Origin of the sequence: Dongia sp. (assembly GCF_041906375.1) — a bacterium.
In the GTDB taxonomy this organism is placed as follows: domain Bacteria; phylum Pseudomonadota; class Alphaproteobacteria; order Dongiales; family Dongiaceae; genus Dongia.
Genome location: NZ_JAYRJJ010000006.1, coordinates 294,880 through 309,427, shown reverse-complemented (window position 1 = coordinate 309,427; position 14,548 = coordinate 294,880). Strand labels below are relative to the sequence as shown.

At 60.8% G+C, this 14,548-nt stretch carries 14 protein-coding genes and 1 tRNA gene; 7 read left to right on the top strand and 8 right to left on the bottom strand.

Annotation, left to right across the window (positions count from 1 at the left end):
• The first annotated feature begins 9 nt into the window (after positions 1-9).
• Complete coding sequence (locus ACE3OA_RS18750) at positions 10-3,306, top strand: DUF499 domain-containing protein (protein WP_374313572.1); 3,297 nt, start codon at positions 10-12, stop codon at positions 3,304-3,306.
• Positions 3,307-3,374: 68 nt separating this feature from the next.
• Here ACE3OA_RS18750 and ACE3OA_RS18745 read toward each other — a convergent pair whose 3' ends face one another.
• The 5 genes from ACE3OA_RS18745 to sfsA all read right to left on the bottom strand — a co-directional run bounded on the left by ACE3OA_RS18745 (position 3,375) and on the right by sfsA (position 7,418).
• Entirely contained in the window at positions 3,375-3,794 is a 420-nt protein-coding gene (locus ACE3OA_RS18745) for a thermonuclease family protein (protein WP_374313570.1), read from the bottom strand.
• Positions 3,791-5,044, bottom strand: a complete 1,254-nt coding sequence (locus tag ACE3OA_RS18740; RefSeq protein WP_374313568.1) for a tyrosine-type recombinase/integrase — start codon at positions 5,042-5,044, stop codon at positions 3,791-3,793. Before ACE3OA_RS18740 ends, ACE3OA_RS18745 begins: the two co-directional genes overlap by 4 nt.
• Before the next feature lie 147 nt (positions 5,045-5,191).
• A complete protein-coding gene (locus ACE3OA_RS18735; RefSeq protein ID WP_374313566.1) occupies positions 5,192-5,797 on the bottom strand; it encodes a RadC family protein in 606 nt (201 codons plus the stop codon).
• Positions 5,787-6,611, bottom strand: coding sequence for a type I methionyl aminopeptidase (map, locus tag ACE3OA_RS18730; RefSeq protein WP_374313564.1), 825 nt, complete (start codon positions 6,609-6,611; stop codon positions 5,787-5,789). The genes ACE3OA_RS18735 and map overlap by 11 nt, the downstream gene beginning before the upstream one ends.
• Before the next feature lie 102 nt (positions 6,612-6,713).
• Entirely contained in the window at positions 6,714-7,418 is a 705-nt protein-coding gene (sfsA, locus tag ACE3OA_RS18725; protein WP_374313562.1) for a DNA/RNA nuclease SfsA, read from the bottom strand.
• Positions 7,419-7,520: 102 nt separating this feature from the next.
• Here sfsA and ACE3OA_RS18720 point away from each other — a divergent pair, with 102 nt between their 5' ends.
• From ACE3OA_RS18720 to ACE3OA_RS18700, 5 genes are all read left to right on the top strand, one after another.
• Positions 7,521-7,838: a hypothetical protein gene (locus ACE3OA_RS18720; RefSeq protein ID WP_374313560.1), complete on the top strand. Its 318-nt coding sequence runs from the start codon at positions 7,521-7,523 to the stop codon at positions 7,836-7,838.
• Positions 7,839-7,847: 9 nt separating this feature from the next.
• On the top strand, positions 7,848-8,609 hold the full coding sequence (locus ACE3OA_RS18715) for a competence/damage-inducible protein A (RefSeq protein ID WP_374313558.1): 762 nt from the start codon (positions 7,848-7,850) through the stop codon (positions 8,607-8,609).
• 90 nt (positions 8,610-8,699) lie between these two features.
• A tRNA-Leu gene (locus ACE3OA_RS18710) sits at positions 8,700-8,788 on the top strand.
• A 112-nt stretch (positions 8,789-8,900) separates the two neighbouring features.
• On the top strand, positions 8,901-9,050 hold the full coding sequence (locus tag ACE3OA_RS18705; RefSeq protein ID WP_374313556.1) for a hypothetical protein: 150 nt from the start codon (positions 8,901-8,903) through the stop codon (positions 9,048-9,050).
• 289 nt (positions 9,051-9,339) lie between these two features.
• Positions 9,340-9,543: a cold-shock protein gene (locus tag ACE3OA_RS18700; RefSeq protein WP_374313554.1), complete on the top strand. Its 204-nt coding sequence runs from the start codon at positions 9,340-9,342 to the stop codon at positions 9,541-9,543.
• A 59-nt stretch (positions 9,544-9,602) separates the two neighbouring features.
• Here the strand turns inward: ACE3OA_RS18700 and cysC are convergent, their stop codons facing one another.
• From cysC to ACE3OA_RS18685, 3 genes are read right to left on the bottom strand one after another with little or no spacing between them, the layout of a single operon-like run.
• Positions 9,603-11,534, bottom strand: coding sequence for an adenylyl-sulfate kinase (gene cysC / locus ACE3OA_RS18695; RefSeq protein ID WP_374313552.1), 1,932 nt, complete (start codon positions 11,532-11,534; stop codon positions 9,603-9,605).
• A 12-nt stretch (positions 11,535-11,546) separates the two neighbouring features.
• Positions 11,547-12,362 carry a sulfate adenylyltransferase subunit CysD gene (cysD, locus tag ACE3OA_RS18690; RefSeq protein ID WP_374313550.1) on the bottom strand — a complete coding sequence of 272 codons (816 nt, stop codon included), beginning with the start codon at positions 12,360-12,362 and terminating at the stop codon, positions 11,547-11,549.
• Positions 12,363-12,373: 11 nt separating this feature from the next.
• On the bottom strand, positions 12,374-13,114 hold the full coding sequence (locus tag ACE3OA_RS18685) for a phosphoadenylyl-sulfate reductase (protein ID WP_374313548.1): 741 nt from the start codon (positions 13,112-13,114) through the stop codon (positions 12,374-12,376).
• Positions 13,115-13,448: 334 nt separating this feature from the next.
• Between ACE3OA_RS18685 and ACE3OA_RS18680 the strand changes: the two genes are divergently transcribed.
• Positions 13,449-14,471 (top strand): NADP-dependent oxidoreductase, encoded by a 1,023-nt coding sequence (locus ACE3OA_RS18680; RefSeq protein WP_374313546.1) that lies wholly within the window; start codon positions 13,449-13,451, stop codon positions 14,469-14,471.
• Positions 14,472-14,548: the final 77 nt, after the last annotated feature.

Sequence of the window (14,548 nt, the reverse complement as noted above, 5' to 3'; positions counted from 1 at the left end):
GAACGGACCGTGGCAAAAAGCACGCGCCAATATGTGTTTGAAGGGATGGAACTGCTGCCGTCGGCGCTGATCCCCTTCGTCGAAAAGCGCCTCGAAACTTCGCTCAAGGGGCACTGGCAGATTCAGGTCATGGAGAAGCTGCCGAGCCTGCGACCGAACAGCAATGGCGAGGTCGGCTGGGACCAGGCTGCACTGTTCAACGCGATGGATCGTTTCTGGAGCGAGGCGTTCAAGGCGGTTCTCGGCCGAGCCGAGCGGTCGCTGGTCAACGAGCTGGGCGATGTCCGCAACAAGCTCTCGCACAACGAGACCTTCACCTATGACGACGCCGAGCGGGCGCTCGATTCCATGCGTCGGTTGATGGAGGCAATCAGCGCCGGCGAGACGGCCGAGCAGCTTGGCAAGATGCGCGATACCATCCTGCGTACGAAGTTCTCCGAACTCGCGCGCAACGAGGAGCGGCGGAAGACCCAGCGCCTTGAAATCTCGGTCGAGACCGTGGCTGGCCTGCTGCCGTGGCGTGAGGTGGTCGAGCCGCACCAGGATGTTGCTACCGGCGAGTTCCAGCAGGCCGAGTTTGCGGCCGACCTCGCCAAGGTTCATTCTGGCAGCGCGCCGCCGGAATACCGTGATCCCCGCCAGTTCTTCAGCCGCACCTATCTGACCGAAGGCTTGAGCGCGCTGTTGGTCGGTGCCGCGAAGCGGCTGTCCGGCAGCGGCGGCGATCCGGTTGTCGAGCTGCAGACCAATTTCGGCGGCGGCAAGACGCACTCGATGCTGGCCCTCTATCATATGGCGGGGCCGACGCCGGTGCAGGATCTTTCCGGCCTCGATCAGTTGCTCGACAAGTTGGGTCTGTCCGTGCCGAAGGACATCAACCGGGCGGTGCTCGTCGGCACGTCGCGGGGACCGCAGGATGTGCTGAACGCCGATGGTGGCCTGAAAATCCGCACGACCTGGGGCGAACTGGCCTGGCAGCTCGGCGGCGCCGACGCCTTCGCCATGGTAGCAGAGAATGATGCCAGCGGTATCGCACCGGGCTCGAACCTGCTGGAGGCGCTGTTCAAGAAGTACGCGCCGTGCCTGATCCTGATCGACGAATGGGTCGCGTACCTGCGGCAGATATACAAGGTCGAGGGGCTGCCTTCGGGATCGTTCGACGCGAATCTGTCCTTCGTCCAGTCGCTGACCGAGGCGGTCAAGGCCAGCCCCGGCACGCTCCTGGTCGCCTCCTTGCCGGCATCTCAGATTGAGGTAGGCGGCGAAGGCGGTCAGGAGGCGCTGGCGCGGCTCAAACAGACGTTCAGCCGGGTGGAATCCTCGTGGCGGCCGGCGAGCCAGGAGGAAAGCTATGAGATCGTCCGGCGGCGTCTGTTCAAGGACATCCCTGGCGACAAGTTCCATCACCGTGACAATACGCTGAAGCAGTTCGCCAAGCTCTATCGGGAGAACGCTAACGATTTCCCGCAGGGCTGTGCGGACGAGGACTACCGGCGCAAGCTGGAGAAAGCCTACCCGATCCATCCTGAGCTGTTCGACCAACTCTATACGAGCTGGGGATCGCTCGAAAAATTCCAGCGCACGCGCGGCGTGCTGCGCCTCATGGCGCAGGCGATTCATGAGCTTTGGATGAATGCCGATCCGTCGGTGATGATCATGCCGGGCAGCGTGGCGGTGAGTTCGCCGCGTGTGGAGCCGGAATTGCTCCACTATCTCGACGTGAGCTGGCAGTCGATCATCGCCGGCGACGTCGATGGTACAGCGTCCACGCCGTATAAAGTCGATCAGTCGGCACCGAACCTGAATCGCTATTCGGCGACCCGGCGCGTTGCCCGCGCCATCTTCATGGGAACCGCACCCACCGCCCAGCAGCAGAACACCGGCCTCGATGACAAGCAGATCAACCTCGGCGTCGTGCAGCCGGGCGAGCGCCCGGCGATCTTTGGCGATGCGCTGCGCCGGCTGACCAACCAGGCCAAGTTCATGCACGCCGATCTTGGTCGGTACTGGTATTCGATGTCGGCGAGCCTCAACCGCATTGCGGCAGACAAGGCCGCGCAGATCGAGGCGGCGCTGGTCGACGTGACAATCGATGCCGAACTCGGAAAATATGTGAACGGCCTCGCTGACCGCGGGCATTTCGACGCCGTGCAGGTGGCGCCGGCCTCATCGGCTGAAGTCCCCGATGAAGCGGGCGGCGTGCGTGCCGTCGTGCTGGGCGTCAAATATCCGCATAACGGCCGCGACGGCTCGGAAGCGCTGGTCGAGGCGAAGGACATCCTTATGCAGCGCGGCAGCACGCCGCGTGTCTATCGTAATATGCTGGTGTTCATCGCTGCGGAAGCCCGTCAGCTCGATCATCTGAAAGATGCCGTGCGTGCCTCCCTGGCTTGGGGTGAGATCGTCCGCGATACGGAGCGGCTCAATCTCACCCAGAGCGACAGCGCGCTTGCCAAAGCCAAGCTGGCCGAGGCGAACGAAACAATGAAGACGCGCTTGAAAGAGGCGTGGTGCTATTTGCACTATCCGGCTCAGGAGAGCGCCCAGGCCGATTGGGAGTGGCAGTCTGGCAAGATCCCAGCGCAGGACGGCCTGCTGGCGCGGGCCAGCAAGAAGCTGGTGGCTGAAGAAGGTTTGCTCGTCGAGTTGGGGCCGTCGCGCCTTGATCGCGATCTCCAAAAATATATCTGGAACGACAAACCTCACTTGTCGCTGAAGGATCTGCGGGAATATCTCAACCGCTACCTCTATCTGCCGCGCCTCAAGGGCCAGGACGTTCTGGTCAAGGCCGTACAGGCGGCCGTGAGCGGTATGCTGCCCGGTCCTTTCGCTTATGCAGAGCGATGGGACGAGAAGTCGGACACCTATCTGGGGCTGGCGATCGAACGTGCGGTAAACGCTGTAGTCGTGATCGACAGCGACAGCATCATTGTGAAACCGCCTGTGGCAGAGGCCCATCGTCCTGTGCCAATCCCGTCCGTTCCGGCCGGGACGCCCACAGGGCCTGGTGACGGCTCGCAACCTCTCGGCAGTCCGCCAGAGGGCGATGGACCGGCTGCCCCGCCGGTAGAAAGAAGACCAACGCGGTTCACTGGCGCGGTGATGATCTCGGCGGAAAGACCTGCGAGGGACATCCATCAGATTGTCGAAGCCATTGTCGAACAGTTGACAACGCTACCCGGCAGCGAGGTGAAACTTCGACTGGAAATCGATGCAGAGGTCCCCTCGGGTCTCGATCGCGCGAAGGTGCGCACCCTTATCGAGAACGCAAACACCCTCGGATTTACGGAAAAGTCTGTGGAGTAGAAAGGGAACGGCGTTTTCTGAGAGCTAGGACATTCGCGATTGTTGGTCCAAGATTGCGAGGACCGCCTTCAATGGCCCCCTTCGGCAACGCCAGCGGCTCGCATGGCGTCTCCCAATGAACGGCCGTCGATCTGGCAGCGGGCGATCACGCGATCAAAGGAAATAACACGCCCGCTACGTCCGCGTTCGGTCCTGCATAGGACGGATCGACCAAAAGCGATCCTGGTAAGTGTTTGTTTCGCTGCTTCACCTGCAGGGTCATGCAATTCCGGTGCGTTGAAGTCAGCGAGACGGACCTCGATCCATTCTTCTGGTCTTTCGGTTCGCCCGATGCACAGGCTGTCGCCATCGCCCACATATCGTATGGTGCCGGTGAAGGTCGCCCCGAGTTGTTTAGGGAGAGGGCCTTCACAGGGATCGGCCGCGGCTGGGACAGCGAAACCAAACAACGCAAAAATCGCGGCGGCAAGGATTGAGCACTTGTTCATGCTGCTTTCCTTAGAGCGCGATTGCCCTGCTTCTTAGCTAAAAGTGCGCGGACGAATTTGTCCCATTTGGCCATGGCGGCTCGCTTCTCGGGCATATAGTTCCAGCGGTCATAGCTCTTTGAGCTGACATCCTGAAGCGTGTGATTTTGGAGGCGATCGCGGATTTCCTTAGAGAGACCTGCTTTGCCAGCCAGCGTCTTCCAGGTTCTGCGCAGATCCCGGTTGGTGACATATGGAATCACCTCACGATCTCGCTGTCGCCACATGAAGGAATAGAGCGTGCCATGGCTGACGGGCTTAGAAGGGTCCTTGGCTGACGGAAAAAACCAGCCGTGAGCGTTGGGTGTGATGGACTCGATCAGCTCGGCGGCGGCACTGGGCACAGGGATGGCATGAGGCTTCCCATTCTTTGTCTTGGACCAGTCGATTATACGCTCCTTGGCATCCCACTGATCGATGTGCAGCCGAGCGATCTCCTCTACGCGCTGTCCGGTCAACATGAGAATGCGGACAGCCCTGGTGTAGGGCGGATGGACAGGAGTGTCGGGGCATTCGAGCCACCGATAGAGACGCAGGAATTCTTCCTCATCCAACCAGCGCGTTCCAACCTTCTTGGGTTCCGTCGGAATGCCGGCCGCGGGGTTGTAGACGAGGCGAAAGCGTCGAGAAGAAGACGATCGATAGTCGTGCTCTGATTTCAGGCCCCAGCTAAAGGCGGAACGGATATAGCTGCGGACGTGGTCGGCCATCGACCGCTTTCCGCGCTCGTAAATGGGGCGGATTACATCGGTAATTTCCTCGGGCTCAATGTCCCGCGCTGGGCGGTTGCGTCCGAGTGTGTCCGCGACTTTGTTCAACCCCTTTTCGGCTTCTTTCCAGGAAGGCTTCCCTGCGTCCTTGAGATAGGCGACATAGGCTTCGAAGAGGTCGGCGACTGTGCCAGGTCGGGTGTCGCCAGCGATCTTGATGCTCCGACCCTTCTGGATCATGTCGGCAAAATCGCGATGAAAGACCTCTCGTGCCTTCGAGAGTGGCATCGCGGGATAAGATCCGAGCTTCTTCTTGATTCGCTTTTGGTCCCGCCACTGCTGAGCCATCCAGTCCGCTGTTACACGGGTTGGCATTGGCTTCATTACCAGAACCAGGCGGCCGGTTCCGTGTCCCTCGCCATCGACGAGGCTAAGCTGCTTGCCGGTCTGCTCGACCTGTTTAAGGGCGCGGCGAATTTCTCCATCTGTAAGGCTTGGCACTGGGGTCTCCCGTCGGCTTCCAAGTGGGGTCGCCAGACGGTTTTGTGGGGTCGGCGACTGGGGTCAAAAAGGGCGTCGATCCCCTTAAAACCGACCCCAATATGCCACGATATCCGGCAGCACGACAAGCCAAAAAATCATTGTGTTTCAATGGTATTGAGCGTGATCCAGCGTGATGGAAAAGGGGGTAGTGGGATGGTTGTGCGCCATGATGATGGAAGAGGCACCGAGCGTCAGCGTGCGTTTTACCACTTCACGGATATAGACCGGCGCATGGTTGACCGTGCCGCGGCTCTGCACCTCGTCGGCGATGAGCGCGTTCTTACCGTCGAGGAAGAGCAGGCGGAACTGTTCGTTCTGATCGTGGGCCATGACCGAATGGCAGTAATCGAGCACAGCTTTCCAGGATCCGAGAATCGGCTTGTCGAGTACCTGCTGTTTCTGCATCAGGAGAGCCGCCGCCTGTACGGTCTTGATGGCGATGGCGCTGTTCTCCTTGATGCCGGAGATTTCCATCAGCTGCGCCGGTTCGGCCGCCATGACGGCCGCGAAACTGCCGAAGCGCTGGATCAGATCCTTGGCGAGCGGCTTCACGTCGCGCTGCGGAATGGCGAGATAAAGCAGCAGTTCGAGGAGTTCATAGTCTGCGAGGGCCGCGGCGCCACCGGCCAGAAAGCGCTCGCGCAGCCGCTGGCGATGGCCGTGATAATGCGGCTTGTCGGTCTCCGTCTCGATGTCGGCCTTAGGCGGCATAGGGCGGCAGGTCGAGCCCCGTGGGTGAGGTGGTGAAGATCTCGACGCCGCTTTCGGTGACGCCCACCGTATGTTCGAACTGAGCCGAGAGCTTCTTGTCGCGGGTGACCGCGGTCCAGCCGTCTTCCAGGATCTTCACCTGCCAGGTGCCGGCATTGATCATCGGCTCAACGGTGAAGAACATGCCCGGCTTGATCACCGGCCCGGTGCCTTTGCGGCCAAAGTGCAGCACCGAGGGCGAATCGTGAAACACCTTGCCGATGCCATGGCCGCAGAAATCGCGCACCACTGAGAAACGCTGTTTTTCGGCAAAGCTCTGGATGGCATAGCCGATATCGCCCAACGTCGCGCCGGGCTTGGCGGCCTCGATGCCGCGCATCATGGCTTCATAGGTGACATCGACCAGCCGCTGCGCCTGCACGCCGACCTTGCCGACATTGTACATGCGGCTGGTATCGCCATGCCAACCGTCGAGAATGACGGTGACGTCGATATTGATGGTGTCGCCATCCTGCAACTTCTTCGGGCCCGGAATGCCGTGGCAGACGACATGGTTGATCGACGTGCAGATCGATTTCGGGAAGCCGCGATAGTTGAGCGGGGCGGGGATGGCCTTCCGGTCGACGATGAAGTCGTGGCACAGCTTGTCGAGCGCCTCGGTCGTCACGCCGGGAACGACATGGGGGGTGATGAAGTCGAGCGTCTCGGCGGCAAGACGCCCAGCCTTGCGCATGGCAGCGAAATCAGCCGGCTTGTGCAGCTTGATCTTCTCGCCGTCGTCGATCCAGTCGCTCTCCACATCCTTTTTTTGCATCACGTGCTTCGCTGTCCATTGGCTCACTGAAAAGGGTTAATAAGCTAGATACGCTCCAGACCGCGCCTGTGCAACCCCCGCGGCCCGCATGCCCCCCTTGCTTCAGAGGGCCAAAGATATTGGTTTTTCTAGGAAAATTCCCTTCGGGTTGAGATCGCAGGCATAAGCCAATATTTCGACGCCGGCCGCGCGGGCAACCCCTAGGCCAGCGGCATAGGCCGGGTCGATGTCGCCGGCAAGAGTGAGCCGGCTGCAATCGCCGCGCTGGACCAGGAACAGCAGGATGGCCCGCTGGCCCTGGGCCTTGGCGGCCATCAATTCCCGGAGATGCTTGGCGCCACGATCCGTCTTGGCATCGGGAAATTCCGCAAGGTCCGGCTGGCGGGAGAGGGTAACGCTCTTGATTTCAAGATAGGTGATGGCCCCATCAGGTGCCGTGTGGGCGAAATCGAAGCGCGTGCCGGTGCCGAAGGGAACCTCCGGCCGCCAGGCACCTTCTCGGGGCAGGCCGGCAATAGTTCCGGCGGCGAGCGCTTCCCCGACGATCCGGTTGGCAAAGCCGGTGTTGATCCCAACGATGGCGCCTTCGGCGGTCGTGACGATCTCCCAGCCGAAATCGAGTTTGCGACCCTTGCCGGTCTTCGCCGACAGCCAGCAGGCGGAGCCAGGAACCGCCAAGCCCAGCATCGAGCCGGGATTAGGACAATGCGCCACGACCTCCCGACCATTCGACAGGATCATGTCAGCCAGGAAGCGCTTGTAACGGCGGACCAGCCGGGCGGGCACCAGGGGTGGATCGAAAAGCATGGCTGCGGCGTTCTGCTCCCTGGCAAAGCGGTCATTTGCGCCCTTTGTTGCATCCGGGAGCGGTTCCCGGCAAGTTACCGCGATCTTCGGACAAGGATATTCATGATGCGTCGTATTTTCGCGTTCGCGGTTACGCTCTCCCTTCTCGGCGGCTGCTCCTATTTCGACAGGGGCGGCAACTGGTTCCAGTCCGGGGTCAGTTCCGAAAAGACCCATTCGGACCTCGGTGCCTGCGAAGCGGAGGCGCGTGCCCAGACCAAGGCCGACCGCGGCATCGACCAGGACATTGCGGCCACCCAGGGCACCGGCGCCTTCGGCGATCCTTTGGCCGATAGCGGCATGTCGGGCTATCAGTCGAGCAAGCGCTACGACGATATCGTCGCCGAATGCATGCAGGCCTTCGGCTATGTGCGGCAATAGAGGCCGATCATGAGCGAACCCAAGATCGTCACCGCAGCCGTCATCGTCATCGGCAACGAGATTCTGTCCGGTCGCACCAAGGACCTTAATCTTGGTTATATCGCCACCGGCCTTACCGGGATCGGCATCCGCTTGACAGAAGGGCGCTTCATTCCGGATGTCGAGGCGACCATTGTTGCCACCGTGAATGAATTGCGGGCCCGCCACGATTACGTCTTTACCACCGGCGGCATCGGCCCTACGCATGACGATATCACCGCCGCCTCGGTCGCAAAGGCGTTCGGGGTGAAGCTCATCCTGCACCCCACCGCCGCAAAATTGCTGACCGACCACTATGGCCCGGAAAACATCACCGAAGCGCGGATGCGCATGGCGCACACGCCCGAAGGGGCGACGCTCATCGACAACCCGGTTTCGATCGCGCCCGGGTTCCGTATCGGCAATGTCTTTGTGTTGGCCGGCGTACCCCGGATCTGCCAGGCCATGTTCGACGGTCTCAAGGGCTCGCTCCAGGGCGGTGATCCGGTCCTTTCGCGCACCGTGTCCGGCTATATCGGCGAAGGCGTCATCGCCAAGGATCTGGGCGATTTGCAGGACTGCCACCCGGCGCTGGAGATCGGCTCCTACCCCTTCTTCCGCCAGGGCAAGTTCGGCGCGAGCTTTGTCATCCGCGGCACGGATAAAGCAGAGATTGATGTTGCCGCAGTCGAACTGCACGCCATCATCAAGAAACTCGGCGCGGAGCCGATCGAGGGTGAGCCGGCGACCTAATTTTCGGGGACCGAAACGGGGGAGTTGCCTGCCTGCCGGCAACAAGCTATGTCGATTTTCGCCAATCCCGATCCGTCACCCGGTCAGGCCGCCCGCTTGGTGGAATTGGTAGACACACAGGACTTAAAATCCTGAGAGGCGAAAGCCTCGTGCCGGTTCGAGTCCGGCAGCGGGCACCAAATCGGTCGATGATTTCGCGGGGACTTTGAGCACATCATGTCCGAAACTTTTTATCATCGTGGGTGCAGAATCGTGATCGGCGGCGGTACGGCTGCCGGCGGGAGCGCTTACATGCGCTACGAGATCACGCCGGAATCCGACGAGGCCAGGGAGGCGTTCCGGCGGCATGGGGTGGATATGATCTCTGGCAGCAAGATGTCCGATGTCGCCTTGGGGGCGAGCCGGCGGGAGGTTGATCTTTTGATCGACGGACGCAGCTAGGCAATCTGCCATGGTCCTGAGATTGCTGATGATTGTCTTCGCCTCGCGCTGAACTGGAGTGGCGTGCGACGATGAGTCATGGGGCAATCGAAGCTTTGTCGAAACGACGCGTCGGCGGATTACCTTGCTATTGGTGCCCGGATCTGCGCATATGCCGCTACTAGACTTGATTTCGGCGTCGTCCGACTATCTCTCGCAAGCGAGAGCCATCCGGTTACATCCGCAGTCCCGTTCAGCACCGCCGCGCGGCTTTCGCCCGGCGGTAAAAATCTATTCTAAAGGTAATTCTATGTCCGTTGGTAAAGTTAAGTGGTTCAACGCCCAAAAGGGCTTCGGTTTCATCCAGCCCAATGACGGCGGCAATGATGTGTTCGTGCACATTTCCGCGGTCGAGCGTGCCGGCATGGGCTCGCTCAATGAGGGCCAGGAAATCAGCTACGACGTCGAGATGGATCGCGGCAAGTCATCTGCCTGCAATCTCAAAGCGGCGTAAGTGAAAGAGGGCGGCCTAGGCCGCCCTCTGCATTTCTACCCTGGTCTACCTTTTGCCGGTTAAGACCGCACGCTCTTGGCAGCTGGTTGCGGCGCCGTCGCTTTCTCCACATAGGCCACCAGATCCCTCAGCGCCGCTTCCGGCGATGTGGCGCTTGTATCAATCACCAGATCCGCTGCTGCCGGCGCTTCATATGGCGCGTCGATGCCGGTGAAATTGCGAATCTCGCCAGCGCGCGCCCGGGCATAGAGGCCCTTGGGATCGCGTGCCTCGCAGGTGGCCAGATCCGCCTTCACATAAATTTCACGGAAATGCGTGCCGACAATGTTGCGCGCCTTCTCGCGTTCGGCCGCATAGGGCGAAATGAGCGAGGTGACGACAATGAGGCCAGCATCGGCGAACAGTCGGGCCACTTCCGCCGTGCGCCGGATATTCTCGACGCGTTGCTCCGGACCGAAACCCAGATCGTTGTTGAGGCCTGAGCGCAAGGCGTCGCCGTCCAGTACATAGACCTGGCGGCCCTTGGCAAAGAGCTCGCGCTCCAAGGCCATGGCCAAGGTCGACTTGCCGGAACCGGACAGGCCCGTGAGCCAGATGACGGCGCCGCGATGCCCATTGGCCGCGGCGCGCGCTGCATTGGTGACCAGGTGGTCCGGGCTGAACAGCAGGCGCGGTTCTTCCGCAAGCTTCACCTCGCTGGCGCGGCCCAGGATCACGGCACCACCAACAATGTCGCCGTCCCGCACCAATACGGCGCGACCGGTCTTGATCAGTTCGTCGGCGAGATCGATCGCCATCAGCGACCGGCTGCGCACCAACACTTCGGCGATGCCGTTCTGGCCGACGCGGTCGGCTACCTGGCGCTCCAATGTATCGACATCGATGACGGCGCGAATGCCCTCGATGGCCACCGGATATTCCGAGGTCGCAACCTTCAAGGTGATGCGGTCGCCCGGTTCCAGCGGCGCGGTATCCAGCCAGAACAGGCGCGACACCGCCTCATGGGTCAGATGCGGCTGTCGCTCCGGATGGCTCGCCACCATGCCGCGTTCGATGAAGAGTTCATCATCCAGCGTCAAGGCCACCGATTGTCCGGCCCCGGCCGCGATCTGCGGGGCGGCGTTCCAGGTTTCGATGCTGGCGACCTTGGCGGACTTTCCCGTCGGTGCGAAGGTCAGCGTATCGCCGACTTTGACCCGGCCGCTCTCGATGCGACCCACGACCAGGCGGCGCTGATCGAATTTGAATACGTCCTGAACGGGCAGGCGCAGCGGCAGTTCCGTCGCTGCCCGCGCCGCCTCGAACCCGTCGAGCAACTCGACCACGGTCTCGCCCAGGTACCACGGCGTCTGGGCCGAACGGGCGACGATATTGTCGCCGTGGCGGGCCGAAATCGGCACGGTGGCCTTTGGCGTCAGCCCAAGCTCGGCAAGGAAGTCTGTGATCTCGTCGGCAACAAGCTGGAAGCGCTTGGGATCGAAGTCGATGAGGTCGATCTTGTTGACGATGACGGCCACCTGCCGCAGGCCCAGCAGCTGTAGAATGAGGGCGTGTCGACGCGATTGTTCGCGAACACCTTCAGCGGCATCGATCACCAACAGAGCCGCCTGGGCTTGGGCGACGCCGGATACGGCGTTCTTCAAGAACTCCTTATGGCCCGGCGCGTCGATGATGACATAAGGGCGCTTGGCCGTCTGAAAGAAGATCTGCGTCGTGTCGATGGTGATGCCCTGGTCGCGCTCCGCCTGGAAGGAATCCAGCAGGAACGACCATTCCAGGGTGCCGCCGCGCTTGTCGCTGGCGGCCTGCAGTTCAGCGAGCTTTCCTTCGGGTAGGCTGCCGGTGTCATGCAGCAGGCGCCCGATCAGCGTCGATTTGCCATGATCGACATGGCCGACGATGGCGAAGGGAAAACGCGCCTGTTCGGGTGCCGCATCATCATTCGCGGTCGATGCAATGGCCTTGGGTGCCTTCAAGGGAAGAACGGTCATGGTCTTGGTCCCTTACATATAGCCGGAGGCGCGCAGGCGCTCGAAAGCATCCTCGCGCTCATGGTCCATGGCGCGGCCGGCGCGCTCGGATGTCTTGGTCGAACGCAATTCGGCGATGATTTCGTCGAGGCTGGAGGCATCGGAGACGACGGGTGAGGTGATGTCCTGGTCGCCCAAGGAACGGTAGCGCTTGCCGTTCTTCGCGAAATAGAGAGGCACCAGCGGAATGCTCTCGCGCTGTACATAGCGCCAGATATCGAGTTCGGTCCAGGCAAGGAGCGGATGGATGCGCATATGCGCGCCATCCGGCAGGCCGGCGTTGAAATGGTCCCAGAATTCGGCTGGTTGGTCGCGGAAATCCCAGGCGCCTCCATCGGCGCGCGGTGAAAAGACGCGTTCCTTGGCACGCGTCGCCTGCTCGTCGCGGCGGATGCCGGCGATGACTCCTTTGAAGCCGAATTCGTCGATCACCCGTTTCAGGCCGATCGTCTTGCGGGCGGCGGAACGCGCGGCCGGTGGCAGGCTCGGATCGATCTCCTCGACCGGCGGGCAATCGCGCACGATGAGATTGAGGTTCCATTCCTTGGCATAGCGGTCACGGAAATCGTACATCTCCGCAAACTTCTTGCCGGTATCGACATGTGTCACCGGAAAGGGGACGTGGCCGAGGAACGCTTTCTTCGCCAGCCACAGCATGACGTTGGAATCCTTGCCCAGTGACCACAGCATTGTGATCGGCTTCAGGCGGCTATAGGCCTCACGCAGGATGAAGATGCTCTGCGCTTCCAGCTGGTCGAGATCGGATTGGGTGGTGGGAACCTGGGACATTTTTTGGTCTTTCAATTGCGGTGAATGCCGCATTCGGTCTTCTCAGAGCCGGCCCAACGGCCGGAACGCGCATCGGCTCCATCGGCGACACGGATGGTGCAGGGCTTGCAGCCGATCGATTTGAACCCGTCATAGACGAGTGGATGCTGCGGCAGCTTGAACTCCTTGAAGGCCGCTTCGATCTCGGCGGCGTTGAGGCGCGCCAGGGGGTTGACCTTCACGCGCCCGGCAAGGCTCTCGAAGATCGGCAAGGTCGCGCGCAGCTTGTTCTGATAGCGCTTGCGGCCCGTGATCCAGGCCGAAAAGGGGGAGAGCGCGCGTTCGAGCGGGTCCACCTTGCGGAGTTGGCAGCAGAGGTCGGGATTGGTCGACCACAAGGTTCCGTCCGGATCATGCTTGGCGAGGGCCGCACTATCCGGTTCGATCGAGCGCAGGTCCGAAAAGTCGAAACGGCCGGCGAGGATATCGCGGTACATCAACGTCTCGTCAAAGTGCTTGCCGGTATCGAGGAAGAGGATCGGCAGGGACCGATCGACTTCGGCGACAAGATGCAGCAACAAAGCGGATTCGGCGCCGAAGGACGACACCAGGGCGATCTGCCGGGGGAAGATCTCTCGAATGGCGGCGTCGACAATCTCAAGCGGTGTCGATAGCGCGAAACGTTCGTTGAGGCCGTGCACCAGCGACACCTGATCCGGGTAGGATTCGAGCGGTGAGGCGATGGTGTCGGTGGTAATCGGGTCGAGTTGCATCGGGATGATCCACGCTCTCATAAATACGCATAGCAGAGCGTTAAATATGTTCTTCTGTGTAAAAGGATTTAGCACGAGCAAAACTTGGGTCAATTGAATTAATCGTGTCGTATGTGATATAAAAACTAACATATACAAAATTAGTGTGAAAATATGATGGGGTAATTTCGACCAATTTCTTCCTTTCAGAGATGTTAAGTAGATTAATAAGTTATGTGAACAGGCGTATAATTATAGAGTTGGTCTGCTTTACCGGTTTTGTGGAGGTTGGCCTAAATTGAATCATGCTGGGGTAGGAACGGTCGAGCACCCCTGTAAACAAAGTGAGTGTGAAATGGCTCAAGCTGTCAACTGTCAGATCGTCCTCGCCTCCCGTCCGGAGGGTGAGCCGAGTGTGGAGAACTTCCGCCGCATCGAGGTACCGCTGCCCGAGCCAGTGGCGGGGCAAGTTCTCCTGCAGACACTATACCTCTCGCTCGACCCCTATATGCGCGGCCGCATGAGTGCCGCGAAGTCCTATGCTAAGCCGGTCGAAATCGGCGGTGTCATGGAGGGTGGTGCCGTGAGCCGCGTGCTGCACTCGCGGCATCCCGGCTTTGCGGCGGGTGAAATTGTGCAGGGGCGGACCGGCTGGCAAAGCCACGCTCTTTCTGACGGAACGGGCCTGCTGAAGGTCGATCCCAAGCTGGCGCCGATTTCGACGGCGGTAGGTGTCCTCGGCATGCCGGGGATGACCGCCTATACCGGCCTTCTCAATATCGGTCAGCCTAAGGCCGGCGAAACCCTGGTTGTGGCGGCCGCCACTGGGCCGGTTGGCTCTCTGGTGGGTCAGATCGGTAAGCTGAAAGGGTGCCGGGTCGTCGGCATTGCCGGCGGTGCCGACAAGGCCAGATATATGCAGACCGAACTCGGCTTCGATGTGGCGCTCGATCACAAGGCACCGGACTTTGCCGCCCAACTGGCGACTGCTTGTCCGCAGGGCATCGACATCTATTTCGAAAATGTCGGCGGCCATGTGTGGGAGGCGGTGTTTCCGCTGCTCAACGACTTTGCGCGGGTGCCGGTCTGTGGCCTTATCGCGCATTACAATGAGGAAGGGCCGCGCCCGGGGCCAGACCGGTTGCCGATGACGATGCGCGCTGTCCTCTCGAAGCGTCTCAATCTGCGCGGCTTCATTGTCAGCGATTTCGCGGCTCAGGCTGATGACTTCCGCCGCGATGTCGCCGCCTGGCTCAAGGACGGCAAGATCAAATACAAGGAAGATGTCGTCCAGGGTCTTGAAAACGCGCCGGCTGCTTTCATCGGCCTGCTCAAGGGCCGCAATTTCGGCAAGCTGGTGGTAAAGGTCGCCGACTGAGCTGTGTCGTAATTCCTGCCGGTCTTGTCGAAATCCGTCATCCAGGTCAATATGCGCCCCCTATGCAGGAAGGCATG

Excerpts from the sequence above, each read along its gene's own strand:
- ACE3OA_RS18745 (WP_374313570.1), bottom strand. The coding sequence starts at position 3,794 with ATGAACAAGTGCTCAATCCTTGCCGCCGCGATTTTTGCGTTGTTTGGT.
- ACE3OA_RS18735 (WP_374313566.1), bottom strand. The coding sequence starts at position 5,797 with ATGCCGCCTAAGGCCGACATCGAGACGGAGACCGACAAGCCGCATTAT.
- map (WP_374313564.1), bottom strand. The coding sequence starts at position 6,611 with ATGCAAAAAAAGGATGTGGAGAGCGACTGGATCGACGACGGCGAGAAG.
- sfsA (WP_374313562.1), bottom strand. The coding sequence starts at position 7,418 with ATGCTTTTCGATCCACCCCTGGTGCCCGCCCGGCTGGTCCGCCGTTAC.
- ACE3OA_RS18720 (WP_374313560.1), top strand. The coding sequence starts at position 7,521 with ATGATGCGTCGTATTTTCGCGTTCGCGGTTACGCTCTCCCTTCTCGGC.
- ACE3OA_RS18715 (WP_374313558.1), top strand. The coding sequence starts at position 7,848 with ATGAGCGAACCCAAGATCGTCACCGCAGCCGTCATCGTCATCGGCAAC.
- ACE3OA_RS18705 (WP_374313556.1), top strand. The coding sequence starts at position 8,901 with ATGCGCTACGAGATCACGCCGGAATCCGACGAGGCCAGGGAGGCGTTC.
- ACE3OA_RS18700 (WP_374313554.1), top strand. The coding sequence starts at position 9,340 with ATGTCCGTTGGTAAAGTTAAGTGGTTCAACGCCCAAAAGGGCTTCGGT.
- cysC (WP_374313552.1), bottom strand. The coding sequence starts at position 11,534 with ATGACCGTTCTTCCCTTGAAGGCACCCAAGGCCATTGCATCGACCGCG.
- cysD (WP_374313550.1), bottom strand. The coding sequence starts at position 12,362 with ATGTCCCAGGTTCCCACCACCCAATCCGATCTCGACCAGCTGGAAGCG.
- ACE3OA_RS18685 (WP_374313548.1), bottom strand. The coding sequence starts at position 13,114 with ATGCAACTCGACCCGATTACCACCGACACCATCGCCTCACCGCTCGAA.
- ACE3OA_RS18680 (WP_374313546.1), top strand. The coding sequence starts at position 13,449 with ATGGCTCAAGCTGTCAACTGTCAGATCGTCCTCGCCTCCCGTCCGGAG.